This window comes from Micromonospora sp. NBC_00617, assembly GCF_045161355.1.
Classification (GTDB): Bacteria; Actinomycetota; Actinomycetes; order Mycobacteriales; family Micromonosporaceae; genus Micromonospora.
This window is the reverse complement of sequence record NZ_CP107751.1, coordinates 1,702,060-1,719,043: the sequence shown is the minus strand read 5'-3', so window position 1 is coordinate 1,719,043 and position 16,984 is coordinate 1,702,060. Positions and strand designations below refer to the sequence as shown.

Below are 16,984 nucleotides of genomic sequence, written 5' to 3'. Positions count from 1 at the left end.
CCGATGAGCCACCGCACGAGTGCGACGCCCACCGCCGCCGACCAGATCGCGTACCTCGACACGGCCGCGGCCACCGCGGTCGGACGCGACTACAAGAGGCGTGCCCTCGACGCCCTCGGCCTGCGGCCGGGGCACGCCGTGGTGGACATCGGCTGCGGCCCGGGGACCGATCTCGGGCGGCTGGCCGACGCCGTCCAGGCCGGCGGCCGGGTTGTCGGAGTCGACCGTGACGCGCGGATGCTCGCGGAGGCTGGTCGGCGGCTGGCCGACCGGCCGACGATCGACCTGCGCGCGGGCGACGCGCACGCACTTCCGCTGAACGACACCAGCATGGACCGGGCCAGGATCGACCGGGTCCTCATGCACGTCGCGGATCCCGCGACGGTGCTGAGGGAGGTTCGTCGGGTGCTGCGCCCAGGTGGTGTGCTCGCGCTGGCCGAGCCGGACTGGGACACCCTCGCGGTCGCCGACGAGGACGTGCGGACGAGCCGCCGCTTCGCCCGCTTCGTCGCGGGGCGGGTACGGAACGCGACGATCGGGCGGGATCTGGTCCGGCTGTCGGCGCAGACTGGCCTGCGGGTGCGATCGGTCGAGGCGATCGCCGTCGTCTTTCAGGACTTCGACACGGCGGACCGGATTCTGGGGCTGCGGCGCAATTCGGCCCGCGCCGTGGCGGCCGGCGAGCTCACCCACGCGGACGTTCAGCCGTGGCTGCGACGTCTCACGGACGGTCCCCTGCTGGCGGGGTTCACCCTGTACCTGGTCACGGCCGAAGCCTGACGCCGCGCGGCGGACCGGTCCCGACTCGGCGTCGCCCCCGTCGTCGGGCACGACAACCTGCTCTTCGCGTCGCTGAAGTCCCGCCCGGTGCGCTGAGCTGAGCTGGCCCGGCGACGCCGCCGAGCAGATGTCAGCGGTGGGCGGCGATCTCGGCGCGTACCCGCTCCTGGAAGGCATGCGCCTGGGCTCCCGTGGGCGGTGGCCCACCGTGGCGCGCGGCGATCGCCCGGCGGATCACCTCATCCGGGTCGCCGGTGTCGACGAGCCGCCGGCCGGCGGCCACCTTGGACAGCCACTCACCGTCGCGGTGGCGCACCAGCGAGCGGCAGGCGCCGAGCACCGCGTCCTCCGCGCCGGGCGCGGGCCGGTCGCCCGGTGGCGTCGGCAGGGCCAGCCACCAGGTCAGCGCCTCGATCAGCAGGCGGCTCAGGTCGGCCGGGGTGAGGTCGGCGAAGACCTCCGCCGCCGGCGGCCCGAGCAGCGCCATCCCGCTCTGGTGCAGAATGCTGCGGTCCAGCCCGTACCAGAACCGGCCGTCGGCGCTCGGGCGGTCCGCCGGGTCAAGGGTACGGCGGAACGGCATCGCGCGCCCGGTGTTCAGCTCGACCTCGAAGCCGGGCTCGGGGCTGCCGGCCGCGGCCACGGCACGCTGGTACACGACCAGTTCCAGCCCGCGCGCCGGGCAGGGCAGCGCCTCGTGTCGCAGCCGTGCCACCAGCGTCCGCTTGGCTGCCTCGGTCAGCGGACCGGCGCAGACCAGCGCCACGTCCGCGTCGCTCCGGCCAGCCTGGTACGCGCCGAGTCCCACCGAACCGGCCGCGTACGCGCCGACGAGGTCTGCGCCGAGCACGTCCCGGGCGGTGTCCACGAGGTCGTCGAGGTAGTGCCGAAGAGCAGAGTCCACGCCCCATCCTCACCCGTGGGCGCGGGCGCGTCGGTACCGGGCCGGCGACCTAACCGGCGTAGAGCAGCAGCAGGCCGGCGACGGTGTACGCGACCATCAGCGCCAGCAGCGGGAGCTGACCGGCCACCGCCCGCGCCCGGGGGAACAGGTACAGGGCGCGGTCGTGGGCGAGCAGCGTGCCGAGCAGGTGCCCGACGATGATGACGGTGATCTGGAGATTGGCCACCCCGGACGGGGTGACCAACCCGGTGTGCGGTTGCCAGCCCGCCGTGCCGAACCAGTCCGCCCCGGTGTCGCGTGGGTCGGACAGCAGGGCGACGGTGCGTTGACCCTCCAGGATCAGCAGCGAGTAGTAGTGCGCCACCACGTAGCCCACGGCGATCGGCACGATCGAGTGCGCGAGTTCGCGCGGCACCCGCGGCGACTCGGCACCGCCCGCGGCGTCGGCCGGCCCCACGGCGTTTGGCGGCTCCACGGCGTTGAACGGTGTGACACGGCCGACGCGGGCGGCGGCGCCGGTGGCGAGGAGGTACGCCACGGCGACGACGCCGATGACCACGACCAGTCCGGCGCTGCCGGTGACCGCCGGGGGCAGGCCGTTCTCCTGGGAGAAGCGCAGCCACACCGGCGCGTTGGAGAGGCTGTCGAACATGGTCGAGCCGAGCAGCACGATCACCACGGCGACGAGCCCGGGACGGGGCCGCAGTCCGGCGATCCCGTCGAGCGGGTTGCGCCACACCAGCACACCGTCGGCGGCCCTGCCGATCGGGGCGAGCTGGCCGACGAGCGCGCTGTAGACCTCGAACGGGTCGGCCCGGTCGAACCAGCCCGCGCCGAACAGCGCGGCGCCGCCCAGCATGACCACGGCGTACCCGGCCAGCCACGCGGTGATGACCGGCAGGGTGGCCCGGTCCGGCGCGACCAGCTCCAGCCAGACGAACCCGAACAGGGTGAGCGCCGCCGGCCAGAGGCCCAGGCCGGTGGGCAGCTCCCGGACGCCGCGCGCCGGCTCGCGCCGCGCCGCCCGGGCGACGAGCAGGTGCACGGTACGCAGCGGGTTGACCGCCCGCCAGACCGGACCGAACAGCAGTGCGGCGGGTACCAGCCCGACCCAGAGGAGCACGTAGAGCGCGCCGGCCGTCGGATTGTCCGGGGTGTCCGGCCCGGCGAGCAGGCCCACGCAGAACCAGCCGGCGGCGAGCAGTCCCAGTCCGCGCAGCGTCCACCGGAACGCGGGGGCGTCGACGAGGCCGGCCAGCCGGTCGGGCACCGGCCGGCCACCGGCGGCGTCCCGGTCGAGGCGTGGCTCGCGCCAGAGCAGGCCCAGGGCGACGAACGTGACGACCAGGGTCAGGGCGGCGGCGACGACGAGTTCGGGCAGCGTGATCGGCAGGTCCTGGCGGCCGCCGACGCCGTGCGCCAGCAGCGCGGGAGCGGCGGACATCCCGCTCAGCGGACGACGAGCTGGAACAGCACCAGCTCGGTCTCGTGCGTCTCCACCTCGAACAGCCCGGTCTTCTCGGCCCGGAACTCCACCGAGCCGGGCGTGCCGGCCGGCAGTCGGGCCCCCAGGTCGTAGCCGTGCACGTGCAGTTCGTCGGCCACGTCCGAGGTGACCGTGATCCGGACCAGTTGACCCTTGGTCACGGTCACCCGGCCGGTGGGCGGGCTGACCCGTCGTTTGGCGACGGTCACGGTGATCTCCCGGTCGACCGCGGGCGTGCTGGCGGCGGGAGTGGGACTGCCCGCCGAGGCGGGCGCGGAGGAGGTCGGTGCGGCGGCCGACGTGGCCGGCGTCGAGGGTGCGGCCACCGACGGGTCGTCGTCCTGCCCGCAGCCGGCGGTGAGCAGGGCGCTGAGCAGGCCGGTGGCGAGGAGGGCGGCGGGGACGGCGGTGCGGCGGGCACCGGGGGCGCGGACGTGCACGGGTGACTCCGAACGACGCGGGGGGACGGGGTGTCGAGCTGATCGTCGGAGGGTGAACTCTACGTCTTGTTCGGCGGTGGGGAAATGACCATGATAAACGAATGCGATCGAGGCTGGTCACTGTCTGTCACGTTGTGTGCCGTACCGTCGCGGTGCTGGCGGCGCTGCTGGTGGTGTCGCTGGCGCTGCCCGCCGCCCCGGCGTCGGCGCACGGGCAGTTGGCGACCTCCACGCCGCTGACCGGCACCGTCGTCCGCAAGCCGCTGGCCCAGATCGGGTTGTACTTCACCGAAAAGCCGGCCTCCAACGCGCACTTCACCCTCACCGGGCCGAACGGGTCCCGGGTGGACAGCGGCTGGTCGTACGGCGAGCCGAAGCGCCTGGACAAGCCAGTCCAGGAGTACTTCATGGTCAACGGCACCTTCGAGCCGCGGCTTTACCACACCGGCTTTCCCGCCATGGTGACCGTCGCGCACTGGCCGGCGAAGGGCCGCTACACCGCCAGCTACCTCACGGTCGCCTCGGACGGCGAGGCGGTGCGGGGCACCGTCACCTTCGACTACCAGGGCCCGAGCACGCCTGCCCCGGCCGGCTGGACGGCACCGACGAACGGTCCCGAGCCCGCCCTCCTCGCCCAGGCCGAGGGCACCCCGTCGGTCTCCGCCGTGCCGGCGGCGACACTTCCTGCGGACGCCACCCCCGCGGCCGCGCCGTCGGCGTCCCCACCGGCGGGAGGGCTTCCGCCCTGGGTGGTGCCCGCCGCCGTCGTGCTGGTCGTCGGCACGATCATCGTCGTGGCTGCCCGCCGCCGGCCGGCGCAACGCCCGTCCGGCGGCACCGCCCGTCCGCGCGGCGCAGCGTCGCGTCCGCGAGGCGGGACGAACCCTCGCCGGCCGGCTCGTCGCGGCCGCCGCTAACACGGACGGGCATCTCCGGGCATTCGAGGACAAGCACCGCGACCTTTCGCACGAACATCGGGAACTTTTGGTGTATCGATGCAAAGGCATGGACAGTTCGATCGAAACCCCTTAATGTCTCGACCCATCAACCCGGTGTTTCCGGATCGTCACTCGTCGGCGTCGAGGGCGTTACGGACCGGGCCGGCGGCCACCGCCTCACATCGCTGCACGCCGGCCGTCGGTCACTCCTATCCTCTGTGGAGGAACGATGGGCACACCGCTGCTGCGCCGATTCCGCAGTCCCGTCCTGGGCGCGCTCGCGCTCGTCCTCGCCGTCGGCTTCTGGGCCGACCCGGCCGACGCCGCCCCCGAGCAGGAACCGGGCGTCACTCTGCGCGTCTACGACGTCCAGGTGCCGCTCTCCGAGATCTGCACGCTCAAGCCCGCGCAGACCCCGACGACGCCGCCTGGAACACCCGGGACTTCACGATCGCGTCCAGCCCCGACGGCACGAGCTGGACCACCCGGGCCACGGTGACCGGCAACACGGCGAGCACCACGACGCACGACGTCACCGCGCCCGGCGCCCGCTACGTCCGGCTGGCCGTCACCGCGCCGACCAGCACCAGTGACACCGCGGCGCGCATCTACGAGTTGGAGGTGTACGGCAGCGCCGCCAGCGGCGCGGGCAGCATCATCGGCATCGGTGGCAAGTGTCTCGACGTGAACAACGCCGGCACCGCCGACGGCACGAAGGTGCAGTTGTGGACCTGCAACGGCACCGGCTCGCAGGTGTGGCAACCGCAGTCCGACGGGTCGATCCGCAACCCGCAGTCGGGCAAGGTGTTGCAGGCCGCCGGTGGCGGCACCGCCGACGGCACCCAGATCCAGATCGGCACGTACACCGGTGGCGCGCACCAGAAGTGGGTGATCACCGCCGGCTGACGCCCGTTCGGGGCGCGGTCTGGCCGCCGGCCGGTCAGACCGCGCTCCGCGCCGTCCATTGGTCGGCCAGCCCGACGGGACACGGCTTCGATCAGGGGCCGTGCGGCAGGGGTTGGGCCAGTGCGCGCAGGTCCGCCGGGAGTTGGGACAGGGCGTCGGAGAACTCACGGTGCCCCACGACCCGGTGCATGGTCTCCAGGACCGCCCGTACGCCCCGTTCGGCGCCGGGCCGGTCCGTCCCGGCGCGGTCGGCGACGCGGCGCAGGAACTCGTCGTACCCGAAGGCTTCCGGCGGCTCGGCGGCCTTGACCAGCAGGGGGCTCAACTCGGCGGCCAGGTGCGGAGCGAGCGCGGCGGCCTCGCCGCCGCTGAGGCGCTCGGTGAGCGTCCGCAGCACGGCCTCGGTCAGCGGGCGTGCCTGCGCGGGCGGGATGCCCGCCCGTGCCGCGACCTTGTCGACGAACGCCAGATCGGCCATGGTCCCGCCCTTTCCGTTGCCGAGACGCGTGGCTACCCGGGTCCACCGGCGGCAAACCCGGGTGCGCCCCAGGGTGCGGACGTCCGTTTTGGTGCGCTTCCTCGCCGGTGGGACGGGGATCCGCCAGTTCCTCGACGTCGGCACCGGGCTGCCGACCGCCGACAACACCCACCCGATCGAGCTGCGCTACCGGTGCACCCTGCGCGACGGCCTGATCGGCGCCCTGGACATCCGCCCGTAGCGACCGAGCCGCCCATGCGGAGCAGACGTCGTGCCACGAGTCTGGCTCGTCACCGGTTGCTCGCGAGGGCTCGGCCGGGCGCTCACCGCCCTGACCCCCTCGAAGGGCGAATGCCGACCCGTGCCCGACGCTCCGCGTCCCGTCGTCGTGCCTCGGAAGCGGACCGGACGGCTTCCCGTGATCACCCGCCGAACGGACGACGTGGTCAGTCGGCCGGCAGATGACATGATGTGCCGACAACAGCTGACGCTACGAGGAAGGGTGCTGCTGTCTGATGGCGCACTTCGAGGCCCGCACGTCCACGGCACCCGGGCGGATCGTGGTCACGCTGACCGGTGAGTGTGACCTGGCCGCCCAGGCTGAGCTGACGGGCGTGCTGTCCGCGGCAGTGCGCGCCGCGCCGGTGGTGGTGGTCGACGTCGGCGGGCTGCGGTTCCTCGACTCCACCGGCCTGCACGGCCTGGTGACCGCCCATCAGGAGGCCCGCGCGAGCGGCCGACATCTGTACGCCGTGAACGCCGTCGGCCCGGTCGCGACCGTCCTCGACATCACCGGCATCGGCAACCTGCTGCGCCCGCCCGCCGACGACTCACGGCTGGCCGGCTGATGGCGGCCGACCGGCGGGAGACCCGCGCCGTGGCCGAGCAGCCCTCGCCCGCCCTGCGGACGGACACCATGGCGTACGAGGTGGCGACCGACCTGCGGGCGCTGCGGGCGTTCGTCTGCGCCGGCGCCATCGCCCGGGGCCTGCCGGCCGAGCGGGTGGAGCTGCTGGCGCTGGCGGTCAGCGAGCTGGCCACGAACACGTTGCAGCACACCGCCGACGGTGGCCGGGTCCGGCTCTGGGCCGAGGGTGGCCAGTTGTTCTGCGACGTCGTCGATCGGGGCCCGGCGCGGGCGCTCGGCCGGGCCATGCCGGCCGCCGACGCGGTACGGGGTCGCGGGCTGGCCATCGTCGAGCAGATCTGTGACGAGGTGGCCGTGCTGGCCGCCAGTGAGGGCACCGTGGTCCGGATCCGGCTGGCGCTCTGAGCGCGGCGGCTCAGGGCAGCACGCGCACGGCCAGGGTGCACGTGTCGTCGTCCGGGCTGGGATGGTTGAGCAGGTCACGCAGCCGAGCGAGGGGCTGCTCCCCCGGCGTCGCGGTGAGCGCCGAGAGGGTTTCGCGCACCTGCCGCAGCAGGTCCTGCTCGGGCGCGCGTCGCTCGATGAGCCCGTCGGTGTAGAACAGCACGAGGTCGCCGGGGCTCAGGCGCGGGGCGAGCACCGGGTACGCCGCGTCGTCCCCGGCGCCCAGCAGCAGACCCGGGGGGCGGTCGAGCGGGTCGGTCTCGCCGGCGCGGGACAGCAGCGGCACCATGTGCCCGGCGCGGCCCCAGCAGAGCACCCGGGTGGCCGGGTCGTACACCGCGACCACGGCGGTTCCGGTGATCGAGAGCTGCCCGCAGAGCCGGTTGAGGTGCCCCAGCAGCACCGACGGGTCCCGGATGCCGATCGACAGCCAGGCCACCAGGGCGAAGCGCAGGTGCGCCATTCCGCTCGCCGCGTCCAGCCCGTGACCGGCGACGTCGCCGACGGCGAGCACGACCTTTCCGTCCGGCAGGGACTGCGCGTGGTACCAGTCCCCGCCGACCCGCGCCGCGCTCTCGGCGGGCAGATAGTTGACCACCGCCTCCAGGCCGGCCAGCGGAAACGGGTCGCGGGGCACCGGCTGGATGAGGTTCTGCAACTGCCCGGCCAGCCGGTGCTCGGCGAGGGCGGTCATCTCCCGGGTCCGCAACTGGTCGCTGAGTCGCTCGATGGCGGTCCGGGAGTCCACCCGGGCGGTCACGTCCTGCACCACAGCGTGGATCTTCAGCGGTGCGCCGTTCGCGTCGCGGGAGACGTCGGAGAGGATCCGCAGATACCGGACCGCGCCCGCGGCCTGGAACCGGACCGTCACGTCCGAGGAGGCACCGCTGTCCAGCGTCTGCCACGCCGTCTCGCGCAGCATGTAGTCGTCGGGGAGCAGGGCGGCCGCCTGTTCGGCGCGGGACAGCGGGCCGAGCGACGGATCACGCTCGAAGATGCGGTACATCCCGGGTGACCACTGGCTGACCCCGCTGGCCAGGTCGTACTCCGCCCAGCCGAGGCTGCCCAGCAGCTCGGTGCGGTCCATGCGCCGGCGGTCCTCGTCGAGGCGTTGCCAGGACACCAGCAGGCCGCCGAGGACGCGGTGCACGTGGATGTCGAACAGCGAGTCGGCGACGACGCCGGTGCGCTTCTGCACGTACCGGAAGTCGGCCAGGCGGCCGGACGAGCCGGTGGCGAGGACCTGCTGGTAGAGCTGCCAGAGCGGGCCGCCGACCATGCTGGGGTACAGCTCGCTGAGCCGGGCGCCCACCCGGTCGACGCCCCGCCCGTAGATGTCGTGGCTCTGGCCGCTGGTGGCCGCGATCCGGAAGTCGGCGACCGCCCGGTGGTCGTCGGGCACGGGCAACAGCCACGTACACCCGGCCGGGACGACCGCGAGGATCTCCCGGACGACCGCCTCGACCGGCCGCGTCGCTTCGGCGGCGTGCGCGCCGGGACCACCGTGGTCCGCCATGGCACGAAGCCTAGTCACCGACCGGCGAACGGCACACGGCCGGCGCATCGCGGTGGCGCTCCGACCGGGTGGAAGCCACGGTGGGACGAGACGCGCCGCCGCGCCGATGCGCCCACGTCGAGGCGTGCCGACTGTCACAATGCGGTCAGTCCGGACGGTGGCGCCGGACGACGAAGACCAGGAGGACGGCCATGCCGGACAGCGCACGCGAGGCGGAGCTGCTCGACGCCGAACGCACCCTGCAGGCCGCGCAGCGGGCCGGTGACGTCGCGGCCCTCGATCAGTTGCTGGTCGACCAGCTCATCGCGATCGGCCCCGACGGCCGCCAGCACGGCAAGGCCGAGGACCTGGCCGCGCACCGGGACCGGACCTCGGTGATCGAGGAGCTGGTCGAGGAGGAGCTGGACCTGCTCGTCGTCGAACGGACCGGTGTGACGTTCTTCCTGGGCCGGGTGGCCGGGGTGTTCAACGGTGAGCCGTTCGCCGCGCGGCTGCGCTACACCCGGACCTGGATCCACGACGATCCGCACGGCTGGCGGATCCTCGCCGCACACATCAGCCCGGTCTGACCCGCCGGGCCGGGCTGTTTCGCTCAGCTCACGGTGGCGTCGATCGGGCCGACGCGCAGCAAACCGTCGTTGATCGGGGTGCAGCGAATGCCGCCCGTGGTGCGCAGCGCCTTCCAGGCGCCCGGACCGACCGTGACGTCCATCCAGGCGCACGGGCGAGCCGCCCGGTTCACCCGCAGGCTGACCGGGCCGTCGCCGGAGTCCAGGATCAGGACCCGGCCGATCAGCTCGTCCACGGCGATGCCGGCGGTGAGGATGTTGCGCCGCACCTGCGCGAGGCCGATGCCGGCCGGCAGGGACTCCTGGGCGATCACGGTCACGCTGGCGTCGCGGTGCGCCGGCTTGCCGAAGTAGCGGTCGCCGACGATGCCGAGGCCGGCGCGGAGCGCAACGGTGTCGACCAGCTCGCCGGGCGGGGCCGGCGCCGGGCCGTCGGCGGGCCGGCCCCGGAAGCGGTGCACGGGCGAGGCCAGCAACTCGACGATCTGCGGCATGGCACGGATTCTACGAACCGGACGTGCCCTGCGGGCCGGCTCGGCCGACGGGGTGGGGTGCCGGGGACGACGGCACGGTGGCCGCCGTCCCCGGCGGGTCTCAGGCCGGTGTGCCCGTGATGGTGAGGTTGCGCAGTCGGCCGACGTTGTCGAACGAGCCGAAGCCCACCCGCCCCGAGCCGAAGGTGGTGTCCTTCGCGGTGAGCAGCGGGTCCCGGTGCCCGTCGACGTAGACGGCGATCTCGCCGGTGGCCGGCAGGTGCACGACGCGTACCCGGTGCCAGTCGGCGTCGGTGATCGCCGGGTTGGCGCCACGGGAGCGGCCGTTCCACTGGTGGTCGATGCGCTCCCGGTCGGCGTTGTTGACCTTGAAGATGCCGTTGTGCGGATAGATCGTGTTATCGGTGGAGAGGTGGGCGTAGTAGAACTCGGTGTCCGAGCGCCAGCCAAAGACGATGATCACGTCGCGGTTGCTGATCTCCACCGGAGTGTCGAGTCGTACCCGAGCGTCGAGGAGGACCGACGACCACGCCGGGCCGGCGGTCAGCACGGCGTACTCGAAGGGCCGACGCGGGCCCGGCCGGCTCTCCCCGGCCTCGGCGAGGATGACCTGGTCGCGGGTGAACTGCCACTTCGCGGGCGTCACCGGTGCCCAGTTCGCGGCGCCCGACGTGTGGCGCACGGTGGTGTCGCCGACGTCGCCGCTGGCGAACTCCCTCATGCCGGTCACCTTCCAGATCGTGCCGTTGGCCTTGGCGACGAGGTACAGCTCGCCGGCTGCCGATGACCGAGATGGGCCGCACCGCGCTCACCCTCGCCCTCAAGCCCCGCTCGGCGCGGCCCCGCCGCCGCGCCACCGGCCACCTGCTGGTCGTCCGCGACTCGACCGGCCCCGCGCCGACGACCTGAGAGGTAGCGGGGGTGCGGTCAGACCGCCAGGGCCGCCCGGACCTCCCGCTCCGCGGTGACGCCGCCGTCGCCGTCCGAGGTGACCCGGCCGGATTCCAGCACGTGGTAGCGGTTCGCCGCGCGCAGCGCGAAACCCAGGTGCTGCTCGACGAGCAGCACGCTGAAGCCGGGCTGCCGGGTCAGCTCGACGATCCGCTCCTGGATCTCCGCGACCACCGACGGCTGGATGCCCCTCGGTCGGCTCGTCGAGCAGCAGCAGACGACCTGGTCGCCCGCCTCGACCCGGCCGGTCGCCGCAGCCACGTCGACGCGGCCGGCCCGCGCCACTGACCCGATCCCGGCAGGTCACTCCACCTTGGTGAGAAGCGGTTTACCCTTCTCGACGACGTAGGTGGCCAGTTCGACGGCGACGCCGTCGCCGACGTTGCGTGCCTGGTGGTGGACGCCGTACGGCACGGTGAGAGCGTCACCGACGTTGCACACCATCGGTGGCTGGCCTTCGAGGGTGTACTCCAGCGATCCCTGTAGTACGCAGATGATCTCTTCGCCCGGATGGAAGTGCTTGAACGGCGGAGAGTCCGGCGTGAACTCCACCCGACTCTGGACGACCTCACGGCCCTCGATGCTGAGATCGTGTCTCTGGAGATCGACACGCCACAGACCGGGCGCACCCTCCACGGCTGTCGGACTGATGCCGTCGGGTCGATCTTTCCCACTCATCACGGCCTCCTGTGAGCCGTCATCCGAACGGCGGTCGCTCCGGTTGGCAGATCCCTCGAGGATAGGAGGCTCCCAAGCCCGGCGGAGCCGAGATGCCGAACAACGGGCCGACCAGGGGCCCACCTACACACGGGCTCTCCGGTGGAGATCGGCGTGTCCGGCTCGCCGTCGGCTCCGTACGGAGCCGCGCCGGGCAGCAGCCACCCGGGGACGAGCTGGAGTCACACGACCGCCGGAACCACCGTCGACGGGCAACAGTCCGTTCGGGATCGGCGGCGACGCCGCGGCCCGTCGGATAGCCGACTCGTCCCCGCACATCCTCGCGGTGTGCGGCACCTGGCGCACGTGCGCGCCGATGGGATCATGTCAGGGCGGGTGCTTCCCGTCGTCCGCCCGCTTCCGCGCGACCGGCGCGACATCCACAGTGGAGGAACCCGTTGGGAGAGTCGACGACGCCGTCCGCAACGAGCGGCAGCGGCGATCATCGGATCCGGACGCTCGCCGTGATCGGCGTGGCGGCCAACGTCCTCGGTGTGGTGACCGCTGTGGAGAGCGTGCTGCGCCGGGACGTGCTGCTGTTCGTCCTCACCCTCACCGCGGTCCTGCTGCTCGCCGGGTTCTGGCTGTGGTACCGGCGGACCCGCCTCGCGGTCGCGCTGCTGGCGCTGGGCTGCCTGCTGCTCGGCGGTGTCGTGGCGACCCAGCTCAGCCGCCAGTCGACAGCACCGCCCACCGCCGGCTCCCCGACGGGGACGTCGGCCGCCGCACCCCCGCTGACCACCGGCCCCGCCACGCCGTCCGCGGGGCAGGCCACCGACGTCGACCGGCCCGATCAGCAGGTCGTCGCGAACCACTCGAACGGGGCGACCGACGGGCTGGACCTGTACCACGACTGGGGGCAGGTGCGCTCGGACAACATCCAGGTCGCCAACGCGCCGAACGTCTACCCGTACTCCGGCGGCAACCCCGTCCAGACGTACGCGGGCTGCGTCGCGTCGGGCACCGGGTCGGCGCGGGCCTCGTTCACGCCCGGCGCCGACTTCTGCTTCCGTACCTCGGAGGGGCGGATGGGGTTCGCCACCATCACCACCACCCGGGTGGATCAGGCGTTCGTCGTCCACGTCGTGGTGTGGGACGCCACGGGCGCCTGACGCTGGGCTGTCGACGGGTACGGGTACTCATTCCCGCGCGAGTCATTGCGGGAGATGATCGGCCGATGACGGCGATGAGGCGTACGCACGCACTGTTCGGTGCGCTGTTTCTGGCGGTGGCCACGGTCGGGGTGTGGCTGCTCTGGCTGGGCTGGGACACCGGTTACACGGTCGACGCGCGGACCGGCGCGACCAGCGGCCCGTACGAGCCGTGGCAGGTGATCGGCTGCGTGCTGACGCTCGTGCTGTTGGCCGCCCTGGCCGCGTGGCGACTCAGCCCGTGGCTGGTGGCCCCCGTGATGACGGTCGCCTTCACCGCTGCCTGGTCACGCCAGGCCGCGTCGCGCGACGACAGCGGGCTGTGGGTCGTCGGGGCGGTGCTGGTGCTGGTCGGGATGGCGGTGGGCAGTACGGCGGTGAGCCTGGCCGCACGCCGGGTTGCCCGTGGTCGGGTCGCCCGTTCCGACTAGACGAGTAAGTCCTAACCCTGGTCAGTGGTCGTAGGCGATCAGGGATCGGGTGACGGGTTGGCCGGTGTTGCGGTTGTGCCAGTAGGTGTTCGTCGGGGCGTGGGGTGCGGTTGCGGTATGACGGTCGCAGAAGCCGCGCATCATCGGTCCACAGGTCGGTGTCCGCGGCTACCGCCCGGATCGCCCGCTTCAGCTACGGCGACGCCGGACCGCACCCCGAGCAGTACCTGCGCCACGGCCAGGGTCAACAACTCGGCATCGGTCAACCGCGGCGGCCGTGCGACCCGGGCAGGGCGTCCGAGCCAGTCATCGATCTTCACATACCAGTGCGGTGAGAAGGGTGTTGATGATCCGCTTTGGCTGCCCGCCGCGTCGATGTGCTGTCGAGCGGTATACCTCAGAGGTATGAATATGACTCTGAGGTATACCGCTTACGACCGCATCCGCCCCCACGGAGGTGACTGACGGTCACCGCCGGCCGCCGGCTACGCCCACCGCCCCAGCCAGGGTTAGGAATTACTCGTCTAGTCTTTTTCGCCCTGGTGGGCGGCCCGTTCCTGGGCTGAAAATGGGGGTTCGGTCGCCCGTTGACGTCGTTCCTCCTTGGTCGTTCAGGCCGTCGTCTAGTCGGGCGCTGGGAGTCACGTTGTGGGCCCTTCACTGTTGCTTCGAGCACGCGGATTAGCTTCGCTCCTGTCCCTGTGACTCCTGCGGGCGGCCGGCCCGGATGGTGCTTCGGCGTGGGAGGTTCACGGTGTTGGAAGAAACCCCAGACGACGCGCGGGCCGTGGAACGGGTCGCGGCATTGGATATCGGCAAGGCCGAGGTGGTGTGTTGTGTGCGGGTGCCCAGCCCGTCGGGGTCCGGGCGGCGGGTGCAGGAGGTACGTACCTTCACCACGATGACCCGGTCCCTGCAAGCCATGGGTGACTGGCTGGGCGGGCTGGGCGTGACCCGGGTCGTGATGGAGGCGACGTCAGACTATTGGAAGCCGCCGTTCTACCTATTGGAGGCGGCCGGGTTCGACGTGTGGCTGGTCAATGCCCGGGAGGTCAAACATCTGCCGGGTCGGCCGAAAACCGACAAACTCGATGCGGTGTGGCTATGCAAGATCGCGGAGCGGGGCATGGTCCGGGCGAGTTTCGTGCCGCCGGCCCCGATCCGTCAACTGCGGGATGTGACCCGTTACCGCGTTGATCTGGTCGGTGAGCGGGGTCGGGAGAAGAACCGGGTGGAGAAGCTGCTGGAAGACGCGCAGATCAAACTGTCGGTCGTGGCCAGCGACATCTTCGGGGTGTCCGGCCGGGCGATGATGGACGCCCTGATCAGCGGGCAGCGGGACCCGAAAGCCTTGGCGCAGCTGGCCCGCACCCGAATGCGCACCAAGCTGCGGGATCTGGAAGAGGCATTCGTCGGCCGCTTCGATGAGCACCACGCGTTCCTGCTGGCCCGGATGCTGGCCCACATCGACGCGATCAACGCCGACATCACCGCGGTCGAGGACCGGATCGAGGAACTGGTGGCCCCTTTCGCGCAGGCGGTGGCGAGGCTCGATGACATCCCGGGCATCAGCGTCACCACCGCCCGGGCCATCATCGCCGAGGTCGGTTTGGACATGACGAGGTTCCCCACCGCCGCGCATCTGGCCTCGTGGGCGAAGTTCGCTCCCGGAGTGAAGGAATCCGCGGGCAAAACCAAGGGCAACGCCTCAACCGGGCACGGTAACCGCTACCTGGCCCGGGCCTTGGGAGAAGCCGCCGTCGGCGCCGCGCGCACGAACACGTTCCTCGGTGAGCGCTACCGCAGGATCGCCCGGAGGCGGGGGAAGAAGAAAGCCATCGTTGCTGTCGGCCGATCCATCCTGGTCATCGTGTGGCAGCTCCTGGCCACCGAACAGGCCACCTTCACCGATCTTGGCCCGGACTACTACGACAACCGCGGCGGCACCCAACGCGCCGTCCGCAACCACATCCGCGGCCTGCAAGCCCTCGGCTACCAGGTCACCCTTCAAGCCGCCGCATAACCTCACCACCAACCCGAGCCCGGCGACGCTGCGCGCCGCCAGGCGCTGCCGCACGTCAACTCAACGTCATTTTCGGATTAGTGTCCTGCGCCGGGAATTCGTTGAAGATATGAGGCGAGTCGGTCGAGGATCTCGTCGGCGGTCTTGTTCCAGGTGAAGGGTTTGGGGTAGCCCGCGCCGAGGCCGAGCAGCCTGTTTCCACGCTCCCTCTTGCGGTTGGACAGCGTCGCCGCCTCGATGCGTTCCCCATGGGTGACCCACCACGGCACCGCGTCCGGTCCGTCGGCGACCTCGGCCGCGTCGACCGGGTCGCCGACGTCGAGCCAGTCGATGTCGGCCCGCGTGCTGTCGGGCTCGTCGTCTCCGAACAGCAGGTCATCGTCGGCGGGCGACGCGGACCACCGATCGCGATACCCCGGACGATCGTCCGCGACCTCGATCGGGTCGTCGTCGAACACGTCCGCCAGCCGCGGACGGGATGCGCGTCGAGGCAGCGGCCCGTCGTCGGGTGCGGGCGCGTCGGCTGCCCATTCGTCCACGCGATCACCACCAGCTCGCGGATGTGCCTCCGTGATAGCACGGCCCGACAAGTCCGACGGCCCCGCAGCCGCAGGTGGGCCGGTCAGCGGACCGCCGCGGGCTCCGGCGCCGGGCGGGGTGTCGACGTCCCGGCGAAGGGGATGTCGACGTCGTCCGCCGGGCCCTGCTGGCCGTCGGGGTGCCGCCACAGCCCGCGCTCGCGCAGGATCGGCAGGACGCCCTCGCCGAACCAGTACGCCTCCTCCAGGTGCGGATAGCCGGAGAGGATGAACTCGTCGATGCCGAGCGCGTGGTAGTCGGCGATCCGGTCGGCGATCTCGCGGTGGCTGCCGACGAGGGCGGTGCCCGCGCCGCCCCGGACCAGCCCGACGCCGGCCCACAGGTTGGGCGAGACCTCCAGGCTGTCGCGGGAGCCGCCGTGCAGGTCGAGCATCCGGCGCTGCCCCTCGGACTCGCTGCGGCGCAGCCCGTCCTGCACGGCCCGGATGTCGGCCTCGGCGATGCCGTTGAGCAGGCGGCGGGCCTGTGCCCACGCCTCGTCGGCGGTGTCCCGGGCGATGACGTGCAGCCGGATGCCGAACCGCAGGTCCCGGCCGGCGTCGGCGGCCAGCGCCCGCACCCGGTCCAGTTTGTCGGCGACCTGGGCCGGCGACTCGCCCCAGGTGAGGTAGACGTCGCTGTGGCGTACCGCCACGGGCAGGGCGGCGGCGGACGAGCCGCCGAAGTAGACCGGCGGTGCCGGGTCGGGCAGCCGGTGCAGCCGCGCCTGCTCGACGCGCAGGTGCGTGCCGTGGTGGTCGACCGTCGCACCCCGCCACAACGCGCGGACGACGTGCAGGAACTCGTCGGCCCGCGCGTACCGGGCGTCCTTGTCCAGGAAGTCGCCGTACGCCCGCTGCTCCGGTGACTCGCCGCCAGTGACCACGTTGAGCAGCAGGCGGCCCCGGGACAGCCGCTGGAAGGTCGAGGCCATCTGGGCGGCGAGCGTGGGCGAGGTCAGGCCGGGCCGGAAGGCCACCAGGAACCTGAGGCGTTCGGTGACCTCGGTGAGCATCGCCGTGGACAGCCAGGCGTCCTCGCACCACGCGCCGGTCGGGGTGAGCGCCCCGACGAAGCCGAGCTGCTCGGCGCTGCGGGCGATCTGCCCGAGGTACGCCACGCTGGCCGGGCGGGCGCCTCCGGCGGCCCCGGTCGGCACGCCGTGGCCGCCGCCGACGATGTCCCGGCTGTCGCCGTTGGTGGGCAGGAACCAGTGGAAGGTGAGGGTCATCGCGGCTCTTTCCTCCAGTGCGCGGCGGAGCGGGTGCGGGCGGCGCGCGCGGTGAGGCGGGCACCTCCTGAGGGGTGG

22 protein-coding genes and 1 pseudogene are annotated in these 16,984 nt (G+C 72.4%); 12 read left to right on the top strand and 11 right to left on the bottom strand.

Translation table 11 applies throughout. The features are described 5' to 3' along the window. Window positions 1-3 precede the first annotated feature (3 nt). Entirely contained in the window at window positions 4-780 is a 777-nt protein-coding gene (locus tag OG505_RS07715; protein WP_405432081.1) for a methyltransferase domain-containing protein, read from the top strand. Between the two features lie 130 nt (window positions 781-910). Here OG505_RS07715 and OG505_RS07710 read toward each other — a convergent pair whose 3' ends face one another. Genes OG505_RS07710 through OG505_RS07700 form a run of 3 tightly spaced genes read right to left on the bottom strand, consistent with a single transcriptional unit; the run spans window position 911 to window position 3,610 of the window. Continuing rightward, on the bottom strand, window positions 911-1,684 hold the full coding sequence (locus tag OG505_RS07710; protein WP_405432079.1) for a nucleotidyltransferase domain-containing protein: 774 nt from the start codon (window positions 1,682-1,684) through the stop codon (window positions 911-913). A 49-nt stretch (window positions 1,685-1,733) separates the two neighbouring features. Then, on the bottom strand, window positions 1,734-3,128 hold the full coding sequence (locus OG505_RS07705) for a hypothetical protein (protein WP_405432077.1): 1,395 nt from the start codon (window positions 3,126-3,128) through the stop codon (window positions 1,734-1,736). Between the two features lie 5 nt (window positions 3,129-3,133). Then, the gene (locus OG505_RS07700; RefSeq protein ID WP_405432076.1) at window positions 3,134-3,610 is read right to left on the bottom strand and encodes a hypothetical protein; all 477 of its coding nucleotides are present in this window, start codon (window positions 3,608-3,610) and stop codon (window positions 3,134-3,136) included. 101 nt (window positions 3,611-3,711) lie between these two features. On the opposite strand from OG505_RS07700, the gene OG505_RS07695 reads away from it, so the two are divergent. The 3 genes from OG505_RS07695 (at window position 3,712) to OG505_RS07685 (ending at window position 5,454) form a co-directional block, all read left to right on the top strand. Beyond that, window positions 3,712-4,527, top strand: a complete 816-nt coding sequence (locus tag OG505_RS07695; RefSeq protein ID WP_405432075.1) for a copper resistance protein CopC — start codon at window positions 3,712-3,714, stop codon at window positions 4,525-4,527. A 250-nt stretch (window positions 4,528-4,777) separates the two neighbouring features. Further along, window positions 4,778-5,047, top strand: coding sequence for a hypothetical protein (locus OG505_RS07690; protein WP_405432074.1), 270 nt, complete (start codon window positions 4,778-4,780; stop codon window positions 5,045-5,047). Further along, complete coding sequence (locus tag OG505_RS07685) at window positions 5,044-5,454, top strand: RICIN domain-containing protein (protein WP_405432073.1); 411 nt, start codon at window positions 5,044-5,046, stop codon at window positions 5,452-5,454. The genes OG505_RS07690 and OG505_RS07685 overlap by 4 nt, the downstream gene beginning before the upstream one ends. 91 nt (window positions 5,455-5,545) lie before the next feature. On the opposite strand, the gene OG505_RS07680 is transcribed toward OG505_RS07685, so the two are convergent. After that, a complete protein-coding gene (locus OG505_RS07680) occupies window positions 5,546-5,932 on the bottom strand; it encodes a DUF2267 domain-containing protein (protein ID WP_405432072.1) in 387 nt (128 codons plus the stop codon). Window positions 5,933-6,023: 91 nt separating this feature from the next. Between OG505_RS07680 and OG505_RS07675 the strand changes: the two are divergent. The 3 genes and pseudogenes from OG505_RS07675 to OG505_RS07665 form a co-directional block, all read left to right on the top strand. Beyond that, window positions 6,024-6,110: pseudogene (locus OG505_RS07675) on the top strand (SAM-dependent methyltransferase); the annotation flags it as partial. Window positions 6,111-6,447: 337 nt separating this feature from the next. After that, entirely contained in the window at window positions 6,448-6,780 is a 333-nt protein-coding gene (locus OG505_RS07670; RefSeq protein ID WP_405432071.1) for an STAS domain-containing protein, read from the top strand. Next, window positions 6,780-7,205 carry an ATP-binding protein gene (locus OG505_RS07665; protein ID WP_405432069.1) on the top strand — a complete coding sequence of 142 codons (426 nt, stop codon included), beginning with the start codon at window positions 6,780-6,782 and terminating at the stop codon, window positions 7,203-7,205. Before OG505_RS07670 ends, OG505_RS07665 begins: the two co-directional genes overlap by 1 nt. 10 nt (window positions 7,206-7,215) lie before the next feature. Here OG505_RS07665 and OG505_RS07660 read toward each other — a convergent pair whose 3' ends face one another. Next, window positions 7,216-8,760: a PP2C family protein-serine/threonine phosphatase gene (locus OG505_RS07660; protein WP_405432068.1), complete on the bottom strand. Its 1,545-nt coding sequence runs from the start codon at window positions 8,758-8,760 to the stop codon at window positions 7,216-7,218. A 191-nt stretch (window positions 8,761-8,951) separates the two neighbouring features. On the opposite strand from OG505_RS07660, the gene OG505_RS07655 reads away from it, so the two are divergent. Continuing rightward, window positions 8,952-9,329, top strand: coding sequence for a nuclear transport factor 2 family protein (locus OG505_RS07655; protein ID WP_405432066.1), 378 nt, complete (start codon window positions 8,952-8,954; stop codon window positions 9,327-9,329). A 23-nt stretch (window positions 9,330-9,352) separates the two neighbouring features. On the opposite strand, the gene OG505_RS07650 is transcribed toward OG505_RS07655, so the two are convergent. Together OG505_RS07650 and OG505_RS07645 are read right to left on the bottom strand one after the other, a co-directional pair. Next, the gene (locus OG505_RS07650) at window positions 9,353-9,823 is read right to left on the bottom strand and encodes a molybdenum cofactor biosysynthesis protein (RefSeq protein ID WP_405432065.1); all 471 of its coding nucleotides are present in this window, start codon (window positions 9,821-9,823) and stop codon (window positions 9,353-9,355) included. A 100-nt stretch (window positions 9,824-9,923) separates the two neighbouring features. After that, window positions 9,924-10,544, bottom strand: coding sequence for a hypothetical protein (locus tag OG505_RS07645; RefSeq protein WP_405432064.1), 621 nt, complete (start codon window positions 10,542-10,544; stop codon window positions 9,924-9,926). 62 nt (window positions 10,545-10,606) lie between these two features. Between OG505_RS07645 and OG505_RS07640 the strand changes: the two genes are divergently transcribed. Beyond that, window positions 10,607-10,732: a hypothetical protein gene (locus OG505_RS07640; protein WP_405432063.1), complete on the top strand. Its 126-nt coding sequence runs from the start codon at window positions 10,607-10,609 to the stop codon at window positions 10,730-10,732. A gap of 18 nt (window positions 10,733-10,750) precedes the next feature. Here the strand turns inward: OG505_RS07640 and OG505_RS07635 are convergent, their stop codons facing one another. Beyond that, window positions 10,751-11,059, bottom strand: coding sequence for a hypothetical protein (locus OG505_RS07635; RefSeq protein ID WP_405432062.1), 309 nt, complete (start codon window positions 11,057-11,059; stop codon window positions 10,751-10,753). Between the two features lie 18 nt (window positions 11,060-11,077). After that, complete coding sequence (locus OG505_RS07630) at window positions 11,078-11,452, bottom strand: cupin domain-containing protein (protein WP_405432060.1); 375 nt, start codon at window positions 11,450-11,452, stop codon at window positions 11,078-11,080. A 437-nt stretch (window positions 11,453-11,889) separates the two neighbouring features. On the opposite strand from OG505_RS07630, the gene OG505_RS07625 reads away from it, so the two are divergent. From OG505_RS07625 to OG505_RS07615, 3 genes are all read left to right on the top strand, one after another. Further along, window positions 11,890-12,603, top strand: a complete 714-nt coding sequence (locus OG505_RS07625) for a hypothetical protein (RefSeq protein WP_405432058.1) — start codon at window positions 11,890-11,892, stop codon at window positions 12,601-12,603. 65 nt (window positions 12,604-12,668) lie between these two features. Next, the gene (locus OG505_RS07620; protein ID WP_405432057.1) at window positions 12,669-13,073 is read left to right on the top strand and encodes a hypothetical protein; all 405 of its coding nucleotides are present in this window, start codon (window positions 12,669-12,671) and stop codon (window positions 13,071-13,073) included. 787 nt (window positions 13,074-13,860) lie between these two features. Further along, window positions 13,861-15,096, top strand: coding sequence for an IS110 family transposase (locus tag OG505_RS07615; protein WP_405427134.1), 1,236 nt, complete (start codon window positions 13,861-13,863; stop codon window positions 15,094-15,096). 77 nt (window positions 15,097-15,173) lie between these two features. On the opposite strand, the gene OG505_RS07610 is transcribed toward OG505_RS07615, so the two are convergent. Together OG505_RS07610 and OG505_RS07605 are read right to left on the bottom strand one after the other, a co-directional pair. Next, on the bottom strand, window positions 15,174-15,554 hold the full coding sequence (locus tag OG505_RS07610; protein ID WP_405432056.1) for a hypothetical protein: 381 nt from the start codon (window positions 15,552-15,554) through the stop codon (window positions 15,174-15,176). 164 nt (window positions 15,555-15,718) lie between these two features. Continuing rightward, window positions 15,719-16,906, bottom strand: a complete 1,188-nt coding sequence (locus OG505_RS07605) for an LLM class flavin-dependent oxidoreductase (protein WP_405432055.1) — start codon at window positions 16,904-16,906, stop codon at window positions 15,719-15,721. Window positions 16,907-16,984: the final 78 nt, after the last annotated feature.

Coding starts and splice junctions, on each gene's coding strand:
- OG505_RS07715 (WP_405432081.1), top strand. CDS start 4: ATGAGCCACCGCACGAGTGCGACGCCCACCGCCGCCGACCAGATCGCG.
- OG505_RS07705 (WP_405432077.1), bottom strand. CDS start 3,128: ATGTCCGCCGCTCCCGCGCTGCTGGCGCACGGCGTCGGCGGCCGCCAG.
- OG505_RS07695 (WP_405432075.1), top strand. CDS start 3,712: ATGCGATCGAGGCTGGTCACTGTCTGTCACGTTGTGTGCCGTACCGTC.
- OG505_RS07690 (WP_405432074.1), top strand. CDS start 4,778: ATGGGCACACCGCTGCTGCGCCGATTCCGCAGTCCCGTCCTGGGCGCG.
- OG505_RS07680 (WP_405432072.1), bottom strand. CDS start 5,932: ATGGCCGATCTGGCGTTCGTCGACAAGGTCGCGGCACGGGCGGGCATC.
- OG505_RS07670 (WP_405432071.1), top strand. CDS start 6,448: ATGGCGCACTTCGAGGCCCGCACGTCCACGGCACCCGGGCGGATCGTG.
- OG505_RS07665 (WP_405432069.1), top strand. CDS start 6,780: ATGGCGGCCGACCGGCGGGAGACCCGCGCCGTGGCCGAGCAGCCCTCG.
- OG505_RS07660 (WP_405432068.1), bottom strand. CDS start 8,760: ATGGCGGACCACGGTGGTCCCGGCGCGCACGCCGCCGAAGCGACGCGG.
- OG505_RS07655 (WP_405432066.1), top strand. CDS start 8,952: ATGCCGGACAGCGCACGCGAGGCGGAGCTGCTCGACGCCGAACGCACC.
- OG505_RS07650 (WP_405432065.1), bottom strand. CDS start 9,823: ATGCCGCAGATCGTCGAGTTGCTGGCCTCGCCCGTGCACCGCTTCCGG.
- OG505_RS07645 (WP_405432064.1), bottom strand. CDS start 10,544: ATGAGGGAGTTCGCCAGCGGCGACGTCGGCGACACCACCGTGCGCCAC.
- OG505_RS07640 (WP_405432063.1), top strand. CDS start 10,607: ATGACCGAGATGGGCCGCACCGCGCTCACCCTCGCCCTCAAGCCCCGC.
- OG505_RS07630 (WP_405432060.1), bottom strand. CDS start 11,452: ATGAGTGGGAAAGATCGACCCGACGGCATCAGTCCGACAGCCGTGGAG.
- OG505_RS07620 (WP_405432057.1), top strand. CDS start 12,669: ATGACGGCGATGAGGCGTACGCACGCACTGTTCGGTGCGCTGTTTCTG.
- OG505_RS07605 (WP_405432055.1), bottom strand. CDS start 16,906: ATGACCCTCACCTTCCACTGGTTCCTGCCCACCAACGGCGACAGCCGG.